The organism is Pseudomonas sp. v388 (genome assembly GCF_003935425.1).
GTDB lineage: Bacteria > Pseudomonadota > Gammaproteobacteria > Pseudomonadales > Pseudomonadaceae > Aquipseudomonas.
In genome coordinates this window covers 26,058-44,398 of record NZ_RHQN01000006.1, presented here as the reverse complement: position 1 = coordinate 44,398, position 18,341 = coordinate 26,058, and the positions used below count along the sequence as shown (strand labels likewise).

Annotated in this window: 12 protein-coding genes; 7 read left to right on the top strand and 5 right to left on the bottom strand. The window is 60.9% G+C overall.

Annotated features, from left to right (window positions below; all coding sequences use genetic code 11):
• Positions 1-5 precede the first annotated feature (5 nt).
• Genes EGJ27_RS14995 through EGJ27_RS14985 form a run of 3 tightly spaced genes read left to right on the top strand, consistent with a single transcriptional unit; the run spans position 6 to position 1,637 of the window.
• Entirely contained in the window at positions 6-686 is a 681-nt protein-coding gene (locus EGJ27_RS14995; protein WP_125831541.1) for a class I SAM-dependent methyltransferase, read from the top strand.
• 4 nt (positions 687-690) lie between these two features.
• Positions 691-1,413 carry a lipopolysaccharide kinase InaA family protein gene (locus EGJ27_RS14990; RefSeq protein WP_125831540.1) on the top strand — a complete coding sequence of 241 codons (723 nt, stop codon included), beginning with the start codon at positions 691-693 and terminating at the stop codon, positions 1,411-1,413.
• Positions 1,410-1,637 (top strand): hypothetical protein, encoded by a 228-nt coding sequence (locus EGJ27_RS14985; RefSeq protein ID WP_125831539.1) that lies wholly within the window; start codon positions 1,410-1,412, stop codon positions 1,635-1,637. Before EGJ27_RS14990 ends, EGJ27_RS14985 begins: the two co-directional genes overlap by 4 nt.
• An 87-nt stretch (positions 1,638-1,724) precedes the next feature.
• Here EGJ27_RS14985 and EGJ27_RS14980 read toward each other — a convergent pair whose 3' ends face one another.
• Together EGJ27_RS14980 and EGJ27_RS14975 are read right to left on the bottom strand one after the other, a co-directional pair.
• Complete coding sequence (locus EGJ27_RS14980; RefSeq protein WP_125831538.1) at positions 1,725-4,772, bottom strand: multidrug efflux RND transporter permease subunit; 3,048 nt, start codon at positions 4,770-4,772, stop codon at positions 1,725-1,727.
• A gap of 14 nt (positions 4,773-4,786) precedes the next feature.
• Positions 4,787-5,935 carry an efflux RND transporter periplasmic adaptor subunit gene (locus EGJ27_RS14975; RefSeq protein WP_125831537.1) on the bottom strand — a complete coding sequence of 383 codons (1,149 nt, stop codon included), beginning with the start codon at positions 5,933-5,935 and terminating at the stop codon, positions 4,787-4,789.
• 187 nt (positions 5,936-6,122) lie between these two features.
• Between EGJ27_RS14975 and EGJ27_RS14970 the strand changes: the two genes are divergently transcribed.
• The 4 genes from EGJ27_RS14970 to EGJ27_RS14955 all read left to right on the top strand — a co-directional run bounded on the left by EGJ27_RS14970 (position 6,123) and on the right by EGJ27_RS14955 (position 14,676).
• Entirely contained in the window at positions 6,123-6,947 is an 825-nt protein-coding gene (locus EGJ27_RS14970) for a PspA/IM30 family protein (protein ID WP_125831536.1), read from the top strand.
• A gap of 1 nt (position 6,948) precedes the next feature.
• Positions 6,949-7,590, top strand: coding sequence for a hypothetical protein (locus tag EGJ27_RS14965; protein WP_125831535.1), 642 nt, complete (start codon positions 6,949-6,951; stop codon positions 7,588-7,590).
• 23 nt (positions 7,591-7,613) lie between these two features.
• The gene (locus EGJ27_RS14960) at positions 7,614-9,668 is read left to right on the top strand and encodes a hypothetical protein (RefSeq protein ID WP_125831534.1); all 2,055 of its coding nucleotides are present in this window, start codon (positions 7,614-7,616) and stop codon (positions 9,666-9,668) included.
• Between the two features lie 73 nt (positions 9,669-9,741).
• A complete protein-coding gene (locus EGJ27_RS14955) occupies positions 9,742-14,676 on the top strand; it encodes a DNA repair ATPase (protein ID WP_125831533.1) in 4,935 nt (1,644 codons plus the stop codon).
• Between the two features lie 16 nt (positions 14,677-14,692).
• Here EGJ27_RS14955 and EGJ27_RS14950 read toward each other — a convergent pair whose 3' ends face one another.
• Genes EGJ27_RS14950 through EGJ27_RS14940 form a run of 3 tightly spaced genes read right to left on the bottom strand, consistent with a single transcriptional unit; the run spans position 14,693 to position 18,331 of the window.
• Positions 14,693-15,790: a DUF1513 domain-containing protein gene (locus EGJ27_RS14950; protein ID WP_125831881.1), complete on the bottom strand. Its 1,098-nt coding sequence runs from the start codon at positions 15,788-15,790 to the stop codon at positions 14,693-14,695.
• Between the two features lie 18 nt (positions 15,791-15,808).
• Positions 15,809-16,873 carry an imelysin family protein gene (locus EGJ27_RS14945; RefSeq protein WP_125831532.1) on the bottom strand — a complete coding sequence of 355 codons (1,065 nt, stop codon included), beginning with the start codon at positions 16,871-16,873 and terminating at the stop codon, positions 15,809-15,811.
• 30 nt (positions 16,874-16,903) lie between these two features.
• On the bottom strand, positions 16,904-18,331 hold the full coding sequence (locus tag EGJ27_RS14940; RefSeq protein ID WP_125831531.1) for a di-heme oxidoredictase family protein: 1,428 nt from the start codon (positions 18,329-18,331) through the stop codon (positions 16,904-16,906).
• Positions 18,332-18,341: the final 10 nt, after the last annotated feature.

The following is an 18,341-nucleotide window of genomic DNA, read 5'->3' as shown; positions in this document are numbered from 1 at the left end:
CTGTCATGGGCAAGCGTATTGAACTCGATTTCTCTCAAAAATACGATCGGCAGCATGCCGCTCAATATCTTCAGAAACACCAGAACGGTCTGTCGCGCCAGCTGTCTCATCAACGCGATGAGCAACTGGCCCGCAAGGCGCTGAAGCTGGTCGGCGACCCCGGGCTGGTACTCGACTTGCCGTGCGGCGCTGGTCGGTTCTGGCCGCTGCTCGCAGAAAAACCCAACCGCAGCATCATTGGTGCAGACTATTCGGCCGCGATGCTGGACGTTGCCTGCAACGCTCAATCGGCCGAAATAGCCAAACGGGTACAGCCCTTGCAGACATCTGCTTTCGCGATCGATCTGCCGGCCAATGCGGTAGACAGCATTTTCTGCATGCGGCTGCTGCACCATGTTGGTCAATCGAATGACCGCATGGCTCTATTACGCGAGTTTCATCGCGTGACCCGAGATAGCGTCATCATTTCGTTGTGGGTGGACGGCAACTTCAAAGCCTGGAAACGCAAGCGCCTCGAGCAGAAACGAATGCTCGGAAGTGGGCAGGAAAGTTACCAGAATCGCTTTGTGTTACCGGCTGCGGTTGTGGAATCGGAATTTGAACAGGCAGGTTTCAGCGTCCAGAAGCATTTGGACTTCCTGCCGCTCTACGCCCTTTGGCGGGTCTACGTATTGCGTAAAAGGTAATCAGATGAACGTCCAGGCGGCAAACCAGACAACTGCGCGACCAGAACCACTGCCCTTCAAACATTTTTGGGAACAGCGCGGCGAATGGGTGGAGGCGCCCAATGTGCGTCGTGGCGGTGAAAGCGGCGTACAGCGTTTTGTCACATGCGACGGGCAGACTCTCTACAGCAAGCGCCAGACAGGGCATCTGTATCGCAGCTGGCTGCACCCGCTGGGCCGACCGACCGTGTTGCGCGAGCGAGATGCACTGGAAGGTTTGCGGCGCCTGGATGTCGGCGTACCGGAAGTTGTGTTTTGCGGGGCCGAGCGAGACGAGCGCAATCAATGGCGTGCCTTGCTGGTAACCGCCGCGCTGGAAGGTTTCGAGGAATTGGACCATTGGTGTGCCGCCGGCGGACGAGAGCGCCACGGCGAGTTGCTATGGGAAGAGATGCTCAAGCAAATCGCGTTCACTCTGGCGCGCATGCATTTGGGGCGCTGGCAGCACAGTTGTCTCTACAGTAAGCATATTTTTGTGCAGGTCGAGGGCCAGGGCGCCGATGCTCAGGTGCGAATCGCCTTGCTCGATCTGGAGAAAGGCCGGCGTCGCTGGACGGCGCAGGGTGCCGCCCGGCACGACATGAAACAGCTAAAACGCCATTCGTCATTCATCGACGCGGACTGGAAAAAACTGGTCTACTTTTATGAGGCGGCGTTTGGCAGCGCTATCAAGGGTTTAGAGTCATGAAGCTCGAAATTGCTAGAGGTTTGTTCGTTCTCGGAGCGTTGGTAACGACAACGGTAGCCGTGGCGGCATGGCAGCAGCCTTCAACGAAGATCTTGAGTGCCCAGCACGGCGAGGGCAATTGCCCTTTGCCGCGTGTCGCCAAGGCCCAGGAAGTGATCAAACCCGATCATGACTTGTTGCTTCTCATGTACAGCCTGGCGCAGGGCACGGGATCAAAACATTGAAAATGTCCTCAACCTCAAGGCCCCATTACCGGGGCCTTTTTCATAGGTGCAGGTCGGAAAGGGGATGACGATCAGGAACGCGTGCGCTCACCGGCTCGGTGCCTGTTCTACGGGAACGGACCGCGCCGCCAGAAGGGTGTACACGCAGGGCAGCACGAACAGGGTGAACAGCGTACCCACCGACATGCCCGTCGCGATCACCATACCGATGTCGAATCGGCTTACGGCCCCGGCACCAGTGGCAAGAATCAGCGGCACCATGCCGAATACCATCGCAGCGGTGGTCATCAGGACCGGGCGCAGGCGAATCGCAGCGGCTTCTTCGACAGCCTGACGCGCGGAAAGACCGTGTGAACGCCGCAACTGGTTGGCGAACTCGACAATCAGGATGCCGTGCTTGCTGATCAGCCCGATCAACGTCACCAGCCCGACCTGGGTGTAGATGTTCATGCTCGACAGGCCCAGGAACAGCGGGATCAGCGCCCCGCAAATCGACAGCGGTACGGTTACCAGAATCACCAGCGGGTCGCGGAAGCTTTCGAACTGCGCCGCCAGCACCAGGAAGATGATCGCCAGCGCCAGGGCGAACGTTATCCAGAGCGCGCTGCCTTCCTGTACATACTGGCGTGATGCTCCCGCGTAGTCATAAGCGAAACCCGCCGGCGCTTCTTCGCTGGCGATCTGGCGGACCGTTTCGATGGCCTCGCCCATGCTGACGATGGGAAAGCCCTGAATGATTGCCGAATTGAGCTGTTGGAACTGATTCAGTTGCCGAGGCCGGGCCCGGTCGGTGACGGTGATCAGCGTGGACAGCTGCAACAGCTTGCCCTCGTTGTTTTTCACGTAGTAATTGTTCAGCCAGCCGGGGTTGTCGCGAAATGGACGCTCTACCTGGGCGATGACCTTGTAGCTTCGACCCTCGATGGTAAAGCGGTTGATCTCGGCTTCGCCCAGCAGGGTCGCGAGGGTGCCCCCCAGGTCCTGCATCGATACACCCATTTGCGCGGCCTTGGCCCTGTCGACGTCCACCACCACCTCGGGCTTGTCGAAAGCCAGGTCGATGTCCATGAACGCAAATTTGCCCGACGCCTCGGCGCGCTTTTTGATTCTCTCGGCCACTTCCAGCAAAGCGGCGTAATCGTTGGGGGTGTTGATCACGAACTGGAAGGGCAGACCTTCGCCCGTGCCCGGCAGTGACGGCAGGTTGAACCCGAAGATCTGCAAACCCGGAATCTGCGCGAGTCGGGCCTGAACCTCCGGGAGGATTTCCATTTGAGTGCGCTCGCGATCATTCCATGGTTTGAGCAGGAAGCCTCCGACACCGGTCTGCACGCCGTTGAAGCCATTGATCTGGAATGAGGAGTAGTACTCCGGGAACTCCCGGAAGATCGTGGTGAACTCCCTGGTGTAGGCGTTGATGTAGTCCAGATTGGTGGGCTGGGGAGAGGTGGACATCATGAAAATGATCCCCTGGTCCTCATCCGGTGCCAGCTCCGATCGCGTGAACATCAGCAGCACCGGGATCAGGCAGAGCACGATGACCGCGAACACGATGACCACCGGACGTGTGTCGAGCGTGCCATGCAGCAGACGCCGATAGCGGACCTTCAGACCCTCGAACACCTGATCCAGCTTGTGGGCGAAACCGCTGGGGTTGGGGTCATGACGCAGCAACAGGGCGCACATCATCGGCGACAGGGTCAGGGCCACGATCCCCGAGATCACCACCGCGCCGGCCAGGGTCAGCGCAAATTCCTTGAACAGTGCTCCGGTAAGTCCCTGCAGGAACCCGATGGGGGCATAGACCGCCGCCAGAGTGATCGTCATCGACACCACCGGCATGGCAATTTCCCGGGCGCCTTCCAGCGCTGCGTCCAGCGGAGTCTTGCCTTCCTCGATGTGGCGATGGATGTTCTCCACGACCACGATGGCGTCGTCCACCACCAGCCCGATGGCCAGGACCATGGCCAGCAGCGTCAGCAGGTTGATCGAATAGCCCATCAGTTGCATGAAGAACAACACCCCGATCATCGACAGCGGGATAGTGATCACCGGAATCAGCACCGACCGCAGGGCGCCCAGGAACAGGAAGACCACCACGATCACGATCAGCACCGCTTCGATCAAGGTCTTGACCACCTCATTGATGGACGCCTGGATGAACAGCGTGGCGTCGTAGGCGATGGACACCTTGAGGCTGGGCGGCAACTGGCTTTCCAGCTCGGGCATGATGCGCCGGACTTCCTTGATCACTTCCAGCGGGTTGGCACTGGGCGTGCCCTTGATACCGATATAGACCGAAGGCGTGCCGTCGAACGAGCTGAGTGCGTTGTAGTTTTCCGCCCCCATTTCCACGCGCGCGACATCGCCCAGCAGCACCCGGCTGTCGCCTTGGGTCTTGAGCGGAATTGCGGCAAAGGCCTCGGCGGATTTCAGCTCAGTGGCCGCATTGATGCTGGTGACAACGTACTCGCCCTTGAGCTCGCCGGCCGCTGAAAGGAAGTTGTAACTGCGTACCGCGGCGGTCACGTCGGCGGCGGTCAGGCCGAAGCCGGCCAGTCGAACGGGGTCCAGCCACAAGCGCATGGCAAAGACCTGATTGCCCAGGATCTCGGCTTCGGCCATGCCGGGCAGGGTTGCAAGCTTGGGCTGAATGACCCGCGACAGGTAATCAGTGATCTGCGGGTTGCTGAGTTCCGAGCTGTAGAAACTGATGTACATGAGGGCCGAAGCATCGGCAGCTTCCTTGCTCAGCACCGGGTCTTCGGCGTCCTGCGGCAGCTCGTTCTTGACCTCGCTGGCCTTGGCCAGCAGTTCGGTGAACAGCCGGTCGCTGTCCGCACCGATCCGCGCATAAATGGACACGATGGAAAAGTTCTGGCGGCTGACCGAGGTCATGTAGTCGATACCTTCGGCACTGGCCAGACTCTGCTGCAAGGGCTGAGTGATGTAGCCCTGGATGGTCTCGGCATTGGCGCCAGGGTAGGCAGTGGTGACGGTGATCAGCGCGTTTTCCATCTGCGGATACTGCCGGATGCTCAGCGTGCTGAACGCCTGGAAACCCAGTAGCACGATGAGCAGGCTGACCACCGTGGCGAGGACCGGACGACGGATGAAAGGGTCGGTGAAGGCCATGAGCGATTTCCTGATCAGTCAACGCGCGGCGGGCCGGCAGGATCGACAGCCAGCTTGTCCGGGCTGATGGCGACGTGCACACCGTTATCGAGCTTGAGTTGTCCGCCACTGACCACTTGTTCTCCAGCGGCGAGGCCCTTGTCGATCACGACCAGTCCGCTTCGTCGCTCGCCTGTGGTTACAAAACGTCGCTCGACCGACCATTGCTGCCGACCCTGGTCGTCCAGCTCCGGCTCGCCCTTCTGGTTTTTCCTCGGCACCACTGCGTACACCGAGTTGCCATAGAGGGTGTAGGTGATTGCGCTCTCCGGCACCACGAGCCGGACAGGCGAACCCGGCAACAGTACCTGCAGGCTGGCGAACATTCCCGGCAGGAGCCGGCCTTGAGGGTTGGGCAGCGTCGCGCGAATCAGAATGTTGCGCGTGGTGTCATCGACCTTGGGGTTGATCGCGCTGACCCTGGCCTCGAACGATTCCTGCGGGTAGGCCGCCACGCTGACCTGCGCGACCTGGCCGACGGCCAGCGACGGCAGCGCCTGCTCGGGCACGTAGAAGTCCAGATAAAGGCTGCTCAGATCCTGCAGGGTCGCGATCACCGTACCGCTGGCCAGATAGTCCCCGACATCCACCTGACGAATACCGATGGTGCCGGTGAAGGGCGCCAGGATCTGTTTTTTCGCCAGGGAAGCCTTGAGCTGGGCGACGGTGGCATCGGCCTTCTTGAGCTGGGCTGCCAGCTTGTCGAAGTCGCCTCTGGAAATGGCCTGGTCACCCACCAGCCGGCTGCCCCGGCCGTACTCGACCTGCGCCAGACCCAGATCGGCTTCGGCCGTGCCCAGCAGGGCGCGCTCGACGTCGCTGTCCAGCTGCAGCAGCGGCTGGCCGACGCGGACGGTCTGCCCGGACTCGAACGACAGGGCTTTCACCGTGCCGGCGATCTCCAGGCTCAGGTCAACACCCTGTAACGCCTTGAGCGTACCGATTGCCGGCAGCCGGCTCTGCCACGGTTGTTCGCCGACGCTGACCACGGCAACGCTGATCGGCGGCTTGGGCGCGCTGACCTGTTGAATCTGTTGATAAATCGAAAAAGCCTTGTAGCCCGCGAGCGCGAGTACCACAAGTAACACCACACCGAGCATGACCAGCATACGTCGACGCAACATGATTCCACATCCTTGGGGAAATTCTGGCGGGTGATCCCGCTGATGAAGACAGGCTCGCAGTATTTCAAATTCGTGCGGTTATGCAAGTTTTTAGAAGAACTCAAAGCGAGGACTCTCTGATCGTCAAGTTTTGAGGAAATATCTTACTTAATTGAATGGAGAGTCCTACATCCGCTCAACGTCATATATGCGATCTTCTGCCCGCCTCCGGATATGTGAATTTTCATTTATCCGTCTTTCCCGCTGTTTTTCTTGCTGTTTTTCCTGCTGTAGCGGCCTGGTGAAAAGGGACTTTTTCATGGTGCGAATCTGGACACGAATATTGACTGCCCTGCGTGGCGGTGCCCACGAGATCGGTGAGTCGGTCATCGCCAGTCAGGCACTGCGCATTCTTGACCAGGAAATCCGGGATGCAGAAGCGCAGCTCACGCACAGCCGATCGAGTCTCGCGAGCTTGATGGGCAAGGGTTTGCTTTGCGCCGCAGATGTAACCCGGACCGAGGAGCGTCTGGCGTCACTGACCACCAGTGCCGAAATGGCAATCGCTGCCGGCCGTGAAGACCTCGCGCTGGAGGTCGCGGGGCAGATCAGCAGGCTCGAGCCCGTGCTGGCACAGGACACCCGCATCGCCCGGGAATATTCGGACATGGCCTGCACTCTTCGCGACGCGGTGACAGCCGGTGAAGACAGGCTCAGGGAACTCAAGACCCAGCTCGAAGTGGTACGTGCCACTGCCCGGATGCAACAGGCCCAGGCAGCACTCTCGGCATCCGGTCATGGTTCGACGGCACGGCTCAAGGCTGCGGCGGATGCCCTGGACGAGGTTCGCCAGCGTCAGCGGGAAACCGCGGCCCGCCTGCAAGCGCAGGAGGAAGTCATGGCCGGCGAAGCCGGTCTTGAACAGCGCCTGCGCAAGGCCGGCATCCCTCCCGACGGTTCCAGCGCGTCACGGGTGTTGCAGCGGATCAAGGCAAACGCCTCGCGCTCCGCCTGCGCCGGCAAGGATCGCTGACATGGACCGCTTTCTTGAAGTGACATTCTCGTTCCCGGTGGTTGTCTTCAGCCTCGGTCTGGCCTTGGCGTTCATCTATTGGCTGCTGGTTTGCACCGGAATGCTCGACACCGAATCCGTGGAGATCGACCTTCAGGCGGTCTCAGCCTGTGACAAGGCCGCCGCCGATGCTGAAAAAGGGTTGTTTTTCCAGTTGGGAATGGCCGCAGTACCGGTTTCGGTAGTGTTCACCTTGATCAGTCTGGTTGGCTGGCTGGTGAGTTACTTCATTCAGTTACTTTTGATAGAACAACTGTCACTCGGGTTCTTTTATTACCCGCTGGGTTTTGTCAGTGGAGTGATCTCGTTATTGGCGGCATTGGTAACTACGGCGCTGATCGTCCGGCTATTCAAACCATTGATGAAGAAGATAAAAGGCCCGCCGCCAATACCTGTTATCGGTAGCGTTGCCGTTGTGCGAAGTTCGACCGTTACTTGCCAAAGAGGAACGGCCCTTCTGAACGACGGGGGCGCAGGACTGTTGCTGCAAGTTCGCGCTTTTGGCGAACGAACATTCACGCGTAATGAGCGGGTCGTCATTCTTCAATACCTCGCTGACGAGCATGTCTACCTCGTCATCGCCGAATCGGATTTCAAGGGCTGAGCCCTGGAGTGGAGTAATTCAGCATGCTGGACTTGGCTTTACCGTTTCTCATCGTTCTGTGCATCGCCGTGATGGCCCTGATCGCCCTGGCGGTGCTGATCAAGACGTTCTACGTCAAGGTCCCGCAAGGCACGGCATTGATCGTCAATGATCTGTCCAGCAGACCCAAGGTCTATTTCACCGGCGCCATGGTGCTGCCTTATCTCTACCTCATGGAAAAGATGCAGATCAGCGTCATCACCCTTGAGATCGAACGCAAGGGCAAGGGCGGGCTGATCTGTCGCGACAACATGCGGGCCGATATCACCGTCGCATTTTTCCTGCGGGTCAACGAAACCCAGGACGACGTGCTCAAGGTGGCCAAGGCCATCGGTGTGCAGCGAGCCTCGGACAAGGCGGCCGTGAATGAGCTGTTCAACGCCAAGTTTTCCGAGGCGCTCAAGACGGTCGGCAAGCAGTTCGATTTCGTCGAGCTGTTCGAGGACCGTGTGCGGTTTCGCGACGAGATCGTCAATGTGATCGGCCAGGACCTGTCCGGCTACGTGCTGGAAGACGTAGCCATCGACTACCTGGAGCAGACACCCAAGGCAGAGCTGGATCGCGACAACATCCTCGATGCCGAGGGTATTCGCAAGATCACCGAGCTGACGTCTTCACATAACGTCGTGACCAACGAACTGGAGCGGGACCAGGATCTCAGGATCCAGAAGAAAAATGTCGAAGCGATCGAGGCGAGCCTCGCGCTGGAGCGCCAGAAGGCCGACGCCCAGGCCCGGCAGAAACGCGAGATCGCCTCGGTGATCGCCCGCGAAGAAGCCGAGACCCTGAAAATCCAGTCTGAAGAGCACCTGCGGGCGGAAGAGGCGCGTATTGCCACGGCTCAGCGAATCGACATTGCGCAGGTCAACCACCAGCGTGAGGTGGATGTCGCCAATCAGAACAGCGAGCGGGTGGTCATGCTCGAAAAGGAAACGGTCGTTCGCGCCCAGTCGCTGGCTCAGATCGACCGCGAGCGGGAGGTGGCGCTCAGCCGCATCGAGCGTGATCGGCAGCTTGAAGAGAAGCGCAGCGAGATCGCCAACGTCACGCGCGAGCGAGTCAGCGTCGAGAAAACCGTTGCGCAGGAGGAAGAAGCGATCACCACCTTGCGTGTGGTTGCCGAGGCAGATCGCAAGAAAATCGTGGTACTCACCGAAGCCCAGGCCCAGGCTGAGCGCGATCTGGTGTGTCTGGTCAAGCAGGCCGAGGCCGACAGCGCGGTCTCGGAGCACCGCGCCAGAGAGCTGGTGACGCTGGCCGAAGCTGATCTGAGCAAGGCCGAGCGCGAGTCCCAGGCCGCCATGAAACGCGCCGAAGGAATACGCGCCGAAAAAGCAGCGCCGGGACTTGCCGAAGCACAGGTGCGTATCCAGACCGCTGAGGCCGCCGAGCGCGAAGGCCTGACGGAGGCTCTGGTACTCAAGCAGCGCCTGTTGTCTCAGGCAGAAGGTGATCGGGCGATCGGCGAGTCCAAGGCAGAGATCCGCATGCAGATCGCTCAAGCCACCGAACGCGAAGGGTTGGCCGAAGCAGCCGTGCTCAGGCAGCGCCTGCTGTCCCAGGCCGAAGGCGACAAGGCTGTCGGCGAATCCAGAGCGGCCACCATCCACGAAGTCGGCGCTGCCGAAGCGCAAGTCTTGCAGAAGCGTTTCGAGGCCGAGGCGGCAGGGCTTACCGAAAAATTCGAGGCCATGCAGAAGCTCACCGGTGACGCCCGCGAGCATGAGGAATTCCGCCTCGCCCTGCAAAACCAGTTCGATATCACCCTGGCGAGCATTGCCGCCAACGAAAAAATCGCTGAGCAGCAGGCTCAGGTGCTGTCTTGTGCCATGAGCAAGGCCAGCATTCAATTCGTCGGCGGTGGCGACAACTCCGTGTTTGACGCCTTCGTGAAATCGCTTTCCGTCGGCAAGGCCATCGAAGGCTTGAACCAGAGCAGCCCGCTTGCCGCGCAGGTCATTCAGGCCGGGCTCGGCATGCTCTCCAGGGTCGCCGGCGACAAGGTCGTTGCACGTCAGCCGGAGTCACAGGCCCGTTAAGCAAGGTCGTCCAGGGCGGGACTGGTGCCGCGCCCTGGATTTCAATCCCTGATCATCTTGTCCGGACGCAAGCATGTCGAACGATTTACCTCAAGCCCCGGCCGTGGACAACGCCGTCGCCGAAGGCGGCGCTTATGAGGTGTTGCTCAAGCGTTTGAGGAACCTGGGCAGCCGCCTTTCCCTGAACATCGACAGTCTCAACGAACAACGGCTTGCGGAGTTCGGCGGCAGCCGCATGGAAGTCCTCGGACGGCTACGGGTCCGCACGGAGAATAACTGCCTGTCGCGGGACATCGTGCGGGTCGGCGAGTACCTGCTGTTCGGTTACAACGTGTTCCTCGGCCTAAAAGTCGAGACGCGTATCGCAGAGGTCTTCGGCCTCTTCCGGCTGGTTGAAGGCGACGACGGCTACGATGCTCAGGCGGTAGCCCTGGAAGGAAGCTGGCTCGACGATCCGGCTTTTCGCAAGGACTTCGAGGAACTCTATACCTACTACCGCGACGCACGACTGCTTGAACTGGCAGTGCATGACAACCTGTTGCTGGCCAGCTTTCAGGTAGGCGAGCGCATCGATGACATCCGAGTGTTTCGCTGGTCCCTTGCCGATGGCGGCGCCCGGGTTCGCTATATCGACAATCGGGGAGAGCGTGACATCGCTTCTGTCGCTCCTTATGACTTCGAATGGACGTCGGTCACCCGGGACATGATCGTCAGCGACCGTCATCCGCGCGTCAGTATTCTGGACAGCATCTATGTCCAGCTCGACGCTGGCGACCTGACGCTGAAGATCGAAAACAACACCGCTGCCGGAGAAGTGCTGTATCGACACGCATTGTTCGAAAAGAACCAGTCGCTGCCTGACCTGCAGATCGCCTATGCCAGGCTCGGCAACCTGATCCTGTTGAACATCCGTCCCTACAAGGAGGAGTCTCAGCACTACCTGGTCTACAACACGCTGCTGCGCACCATCGTCCGGATCGATGCCATCAGCCAGGCGTGCCAGCAACTTCCTGAAGACCACGGAATCGTGTTCCCCGGCGGTCTGTATCTGCAAAACGGCGAATACAGGACGTTCGACGCGTCCATGCAGCGAATGCAGTTCAAGCGCCGAATCCGCTCCCCCAACGGCGAGGATGTGTTGTACATCTTCTACGATGCGCTCGAAGGGCGTTCAGCGCTTTTCACCTACAACACGATCAGTCGGCAGTTGCAGACACCCTTGTTCGGCCACGGTTATGCCCGACTGGAAGACGGGCGCATGGTGATCTTCTCGGCGCAGGACCAGCCGACTCGCAACCATCCCATGCAAATCTGGCAGACGCCCTTCAACACTGACGAGCATGCTGCGCGGCAGCCAGCGAGCAACACGTTTCTGGGGCGGATCGGCAATGCCGAACTGGTCCGCGGGATATCCGGACTCTACGCTCTGGCAAGAGAAACCCAGGCCAGCGATCTGACGGCGGCGCGCTTTGCCCTGCTGACGCCGCAGGTCAGCAGCCTGCTGGACACCTATCACTGGCTGGCGCACGAATCTACGGCGCAGACAGCCGCTCTATTGCGCGATATCGGCCAGACCGGTGAATCCATCGCCGACGAGTTCGAGAAGGTCGAGCATGTCCGCCGCCGTTCCGCCCAATTGCTGGAGCAGGCCCGGAGCCGCCACGCAGCGCTGTCCGACCAGCTGCGCAGGCCGGTCCGGGACGATATCCAGGCGTTCGTCGACCAGCTCAACGCCATTACCGGGTTGCGCGGTCATTTGCTGACGATCCGCGAACAACGCTACATCGACGTGGCGGCCGTCGATGCGCTGGAGCAAAGCCTGAACGACCCGTTCGAGCGTATCGCCGGCGATGCTGCGCAGTTCATGGAACAGCCGGAAGCGTTGCTGCCCTATAGCCAGCGCATCGAAGCGCTGAGCGCACAGGTTCAGGCGGCCGCTACTGCGTTCGACCTGGTGCAACCCGAGGCGGGGCTGGCTGATATGGCTGCGAGTCTGGACGTGCTGTCGGGTCTCGCCAATGCCTTGGGTATCGATGATGCCACCCGCCGTACTCGTGTCATCGAGGCCATTTCCCAGGTCTATGCCCTGTTGAACCAGGTGACGGCGCAGGCCAAGGCGCATCGCAAGGCGATGACCGCGTCGGAATCCATGGCGGAGTTTGCCGCGCAATTCCAGCTGTTCACCCAGGGCATCACCCACGCTCTGGGACTGGCGAGCACGCCACAGGCGTGTGACGAGCAGTTATCGAAGCTCTTGATTCAGGTGGAAGATCTGGAAAGCCGCTTCGGCGAGCATCAGTCATTCCTGGATGACATCATGCTCAAGCGCGAAGAGCTCGTGGAAGCCTTCGAGCAACACCGACAGACGCTGCTCGATACCCTGCAGCGCCAGATGCAGGCGCTGCAGGATGCGGCTAATCGAATCCTCGCCAGCCTGCCACGGCGCATGGCCGGTTTTACAGGCGCGGAACAGCTCAATGCCTTTTTCGCCGCCGATCCTCAGGTTCTCAAGTTCCGCGAGCTGGCCTTACGCCTGCGGGATCTGGGCGACAGTGTAAAGGCCGATGACCTCGACGCACGCCTCAAGGCACTGCGCGATCAGGCGTTCAGGGCGCAACGGGACAAAACCGACCTGTTCGACAGCAGCGGCAAGCTGTTGAAACTCGGGCCGCGTCATTCCTTCAGCATCAATGCGCAGGCGCTGGACCTGACCCTGGTTCCGCGCGATGACCAGCTTTGGCTGCACATCACCGGCACCGAGTTTTTCGAGCGCCTCACGGATGATGCCGTGCCTGCCATGCGGCGTTGTTTTCAGACCGGCCTCGAATCGGAGTCGGACACGCTGTACCGAGGCGAATACCTTGCCTGGCAAGTGCTGGAGGCGGGTGGCGAGCTTTCGCAGATGGACCGGAACGCTTTGGAGCGGCATATCCGCAATTTCTGCACGCCGCTCTACAAGGAGGGCTACGAGAAAGGTGTCCACGACCATGATGCGGCCTTGATTCTAGAGCAACTGATGCCGTGCATGACCGCAGCCGGTTTATTGCGCTTCAGCCCGCAGGCCCGTGCCTTGGCCCTGATCGCGTGGTATCTGCCCGGAGCATTCGAAACGCAAATGGCCAGCTGGCCGCGGCAGGTGCGGTCCGCCGACGCTGTCCGGCGACTGTTCAACCATGATGAAGCGATGACGGCGATGCGTAACGACATTGCTCTTGCCCTTGAAAACTACGCAGCCAGCGTGAAGTTTCCGGCGTCATCGCAAACGCTGTGCGAAAGCGCCGATTACCTGTTGTCGGTCCTGTCCCAGGAGCATGTCGCGTTCGAGGCCAGTGGGCATGCCTGGACGATTGTCGGGGAACTCGACCGGCGGCTGGATGCCGAGGGTTGCGGTGACTCACTGAGCGATGTCGTGCGGTCGATGACGGGCGACCTGTTCGGTCAGTGGACGGTGACCGGCCACTGGGTTGCAGGCCTGTGCCTGAACCTTGAACAAGGCACGCTCGCGCACTATGCACCCGAAGCCGTGGCGCTGTTGCTGCTGCGCATGGCCGGCAAACCCGCCCTGCGGATCAGGCCTGCTGTGCTGACTTTCCAAGTCGATGGGTTGCTGGGTGAGCATCCGACGATCCGCGAGGGCACGCTGCCCCTCACGCTGGACGATTTCTTCACTCGCCTGCGTGAGCATCGTGAGGTGTTCGTGCCTCAGCTGCATGCGTATCAGGCCTTTCGCCAGTCGACCCTTCAGCGAGAGCGCCAGACGCTGCGCATTGCCGATTTTCAATCGCGCCCGCTGGCTTCGTTCGTCCGCAACCGGCTGATCGATTCGGTCTACCTGCCCCTGATTGCCGACAATCTCGCCAAGCAGATAGGCGCGGCGGGGGAGAGCAAACGCAGCGACCTGATGGGGCTGCTGATGCTGATCTCGCCGCCGGGCTACGGCAAGACCACGCTGATCGAATACATCGCGTTCCAACTGGGCATGGCGTTCGTCAAGATAAACGGCCCTGCGCTCGGCCACGGCGTGACCTCCCTTGATCCGGCTCAAGCGCCGGACGGCCCCTCGCGCATGGAGCTTGAGAAACTCAATCTGGCTCTGGAGATGGCCAGCAACGTCTGCCTGCTGATCGATGATATCCAGCACCTGTCCCCCGGTTTCCTGCAGAAGTTCATCAGCCTCTGTGACGGTTCCCGGCGAATCGAAAACGTCTGGAAAGGGCAGTCCAAAACATGTGATCTGCGCGGCAGGAAATTCTGGATGGTGATGGCCGGCAACCCCTACACCGAGTCTGGCGAGGTCTTCAGGATTCCTGACATGCTGGTCAACCGGGCGGATGTCTACAACCTGGGCGAGGTCACGGGCGGCAATTCCCAGGCTTTTGCCTTGAGCTACATCGAGAACTGCATGACGTCCAACCCGACGCTGGCGCCGCTCGCCAACCGCGACGTCCGGGATCTCCATCAGCTCGTCGAGTACGCCGAAGGCCGTGCTTTGAGCAGCACCGATCTAAGCCATGACTACAGTCGTTCAGAAATCACCGAGCTGACCGAGACGCTGCGTCGGCTGATGACCGTGCGCGACATCCTGCTCAAGGTGAACGCGGCGTACATCGACAGCGCGGCGCAAGCCGACGAGTACCGCACCGAACCGCCGTTTCGCTTGCAGGGCAGTTACCGCAACATGAACAAGCTCGCCGAACGGGTCTGCGCGGTCATGAATGAGGCCGAGATCGATCAGCTCGTCACGGACCACTATCGGGGCGAATCGCAATTGTTGACCCACGGCGCCGAAGAGAACCTGCTCAAGCTCGCCGAGCTGCGTGGACAGTTGAGCGCTGAGCAAGCCAGGCGCTGGGCAGAGATCAAGAAAGCGTTCGTGCGCAACAAGGCCATGGGCGGCGCGGACCAGGACGTGGGCAACCGCATCGTTGCCCAGCTTGGCGACGCAGTCGAAGGCATCCGGGCGATTGCTGACGCGCAGGGCAAAGTCCGTTCTCCTGCGATGCAGTGATAAGCGTCAAACGGTATCAGGCCAGATGCAGATGGTTGTCCCAGAATCCGCTTGGCAGATCCAACGGCCTGGCCAGCAGTTCAGGCTTGCGGCAATCATAGAAGCGGCAGCGGCCCTGGCCTGAGGTCACCACGAAGCCATCGGCCACGGCGCCGACGCCTGCACAGTCGGGCAGTGGCGCGTCCAGTTTCAGTGCGCCGCTGTCCAGATCCCAGATGAAAAACCGGTTGCCGCGCGGGGCCGTCAACGCAACCAGGCGCAGGTCGTCATGAACCGCGACGCTGGCGGTGTAGTGGGCCATGGCTCCGAGCTGTTCTGGCGCAATAGGGAACGCGGCGAAGGGTTTGCCCGGACGCTTGATCGCCAGCAGTTCGGCGGATTCATGGGAATCCCCCATGAACTGCTGTCCCGCGACAATCGTGCCGTCGCCAGCAATCGCCAGATGGCGCACGCTGTTCATCTGTTGGGAAAGCGTCTCCTTGCTGAGCAATGTGCCGTCACGCTGCATCAGCACAAGGCTCGGCTCCATGGCGTCGAGGTTCATCTCGACCCGGCTATCGGCCTCGGTACGGATGCCGCCGTTGGCCACCACCAGCGTTTCACCGTCCGGCATCCACGAGACCTGATGCGGGCCGACTCCATGAGTCGGGATCTCGCCGGCATGCTCCAGACGTTGGCCGACGAATCGATACACACCCAGCAACCCGCGCCCCGGTTCGGTGGTGTCGTTTTCAGTGGCATACAACCACTCGCCATCACGATGAATGACGGCATGACCGTAGAAATGCCGGTTTGGTCGGGACGTGATGGTTTGCAGCAGGCGGCCGTCCTTCAGGTCGATCAGATAGCTCTCGGTGCCCGGCCTGCGGGCGATGAACACCGCTAGCGCGAGTGTCGGATGATTAATGATGTCGTGACAGCGCTGGCCGACCTCGGTGGCGAACACCTGTGTGCCGTCGAGCCGATAGCCGACCGCGTAGTGCCGGCCGTTGGCGTCGTCACGGGCCGACAGCAGCAGCGGGCTTTTGTCCTTGTGGCGGAAAAGCGTCCAGCCGCCCAGCGTGCAGGCGCTGAGCAACAGGCTACCGATGGTCAGGACCTGGCGTCGCAACATCATCTCAGTTACTCCTGATCAGTCGCCGTCGTGGGCGTTGAAGCCGAGCTGAATACCCAGCGCTTTGGCCAGTTCGCCTTCATGCAGGCGATGAACCACGTTCAGGCTGTCGTAAAAGCTGTTGAGTTGTTGGCGGCCTGTCTCGGTCGCCAGCAGGTCGGCCAGCGGCGGCTGAAGCTGCGCCAGCAGCTTGCGGCTGGCAGCGTAGGCGGTGTCGATTTTGTCCGCCAGCGGTTTCTGCTCGGCGGGCAGCAAGCCGCGCAGACCCTTGTTATCCACACCGGCCCATAGGGTTTCAGCGCTGACCAGACTCGCTTCCAGGCTGCTCAGGGACGCTTTGCTACGCCACGCGTCGGCCTGGAATGGTTGCGGCTGCCCCTTGGTCTGACGACCCAGCGGCGTGCCGAGTTTTTTCTTCAGTGCGTCCAGCGCGGTGACCTGAACGCGTAGTAGTTCGGCGATGGCTTCGTGGGAATCGGCGTAGCGCTGATTGGGAAACTTGCTCAACTGGGCGAGCATGCCATCGTTGCTGTTCCAGCGGCTGAGGATGTCTTCAGCCAGCATTTTCTGGTACTCGCCGATGGCCATCAATAACGGGCAATAACGGGCTTTCTGCTCGGCGTTGGCCATGTCGATACCGGCGTCGAACAGGATGTACTCGTAGGCGGAAAGGCCCTGCACCACGACACTGGCCTTGGACAGCGCTTCGGCGGTGATCTGTGGCTGGGCGGTTACCAGCTGCTCGACCTGGCGACCCACGAGGTTTTTCTTGTCCGGCCAGAACTGCACCTGCCAGGCGCGATTGCCCTCGGCCAGCGGTCCGATCAACAGGGGCTGCAATTGGGCCCAGGTCTTCTGCGCCTTGAGGAAGTCGGCACGGGCGCTCTCCAGATCGGTCTTGCCCTGACAGAACGCCAAAGCGCTGCTCGCCAGTTGGCGGTCTGCTTCTACCCAACGGCTGTAGGTCGGCAGGATGACGCGCTCGGCGATGGCCGCAGAGGTGACCGCCTGAGGATCCGACGGTGCGCAGGCGCCCAGGGCCAGAGCCGCGAGGCTGGTGAACAACAACTTGGGTCGGAACATGTCCGGCTCCTTAGATCTGAAGAGAAGAAATTATAATGAGTTCAGGAATGCCAACAGCGCCGCGCGCTGTTCGGCATCGTAAGCCAGAACCTGACGCTGCGCCGCCTGCGCTTCACCACCGTGCCAGAGGATCGCCTCCAGCAGATTGCGGGCGCGCCCGTCATGCAGGAACTGGGTATGGCCGCTGACCGTGGCGGTCAGGCCAATGCCCCACAGTGGCGGCGTGCGCCATTCGCGGCCATTGGCCTGGAATTCGGTGCGGTTGTCGGCCAGGCCTTCACCCATGTCATGCAGCAGCAGATCGCTATAGGGACGGATCACCTGATTGGCCAGTTCCGGCTCGGCCGCGTCGGCGCGGGTGGTGAATTTCGGTGTATGGCACTGTTGGCAGCCAGCCTGGAAAAACAGCCCCTTGCCAGCCAGCACCTGTGGGTCGTCGACATCACGGCGCGCCGGGACGCCCAGGTTGCGGGTGTAGAACTCCACCAGACGCAAAATGTTGTCGCTGACCTCCGGCTCGCCGTCCGGGCCATTGCCGTTCGGGGCCGCGAGGCAGTCGGTCTGCGCCGGTGTGCAATCGTCGAAAGGTCGCAGGCGGGTAGTCAACCCCATGTCGCCGGTGAAAGCGTGCACGTTCTGCTGATTGAGGTTGGGTTGGCCGGCCTTCCAGCCGAAGCGGCCCAGTACCACCTTCTGCTGCACATCGTCCCACACCCAGTTCGGGCGCCCGGAAATACCGGTGCCGGCTTTGTCGTCCGGATCGGCGTTGGCGAGGATCGCGGCATCCGGAATCGCCTCCAGCAACCCCAGCCCGATCATCGGCGGTGCGATCCTGGACGAGACTCGGGTTTCGGGATGCATAAGGCCGTAACTCAACTGGGTAATGCGCAAGGTGGGACGACGCAGCTCAACCGTGGTGCCATCCCTGAACCGCACCGTAAGAGGATCGTATTCGACCCGCACCTTGCCTTCCGGAGCGACACCCGGCACGGCCATGTCCTGCAACTGCACGCCATAAGTGGGTTCGATCCGCACGCCACCGCGTTTGATCAGCTCGGCCGCGGACGCATGATCCGGAAGCGACAGCCTGACCAGCATCGACACGGCATTGGTGGCACCGGCTTCAGGGGGATGCCCGCGACCGTCCTTGATGTGGCAGTTCTGGCAGGCATTGGTATTGAACAGCGGGCCAAGCCCGTCGCGAGCGGTCGTGGTCGACGGCGCTATCACCCAGGGGCTGCGGAAGAAACTGTTGCCGACACTGAAATCCAGACGTCGCACCGCAGACAGGTTGGCCGAGGGCATGGAGAACGCATTCTGATCGCTCTTACGAACCGTCGCAGCACCGCCCGACAACGCCTCCCCAGGCTCCGCCTCCGTGAACCGCGGAGCATCATCACACCCGCTCAGGACCAGGGTCGCGAGCAAGGCAATGACTGGGTGATACCGCGTACTCATACACATCCTG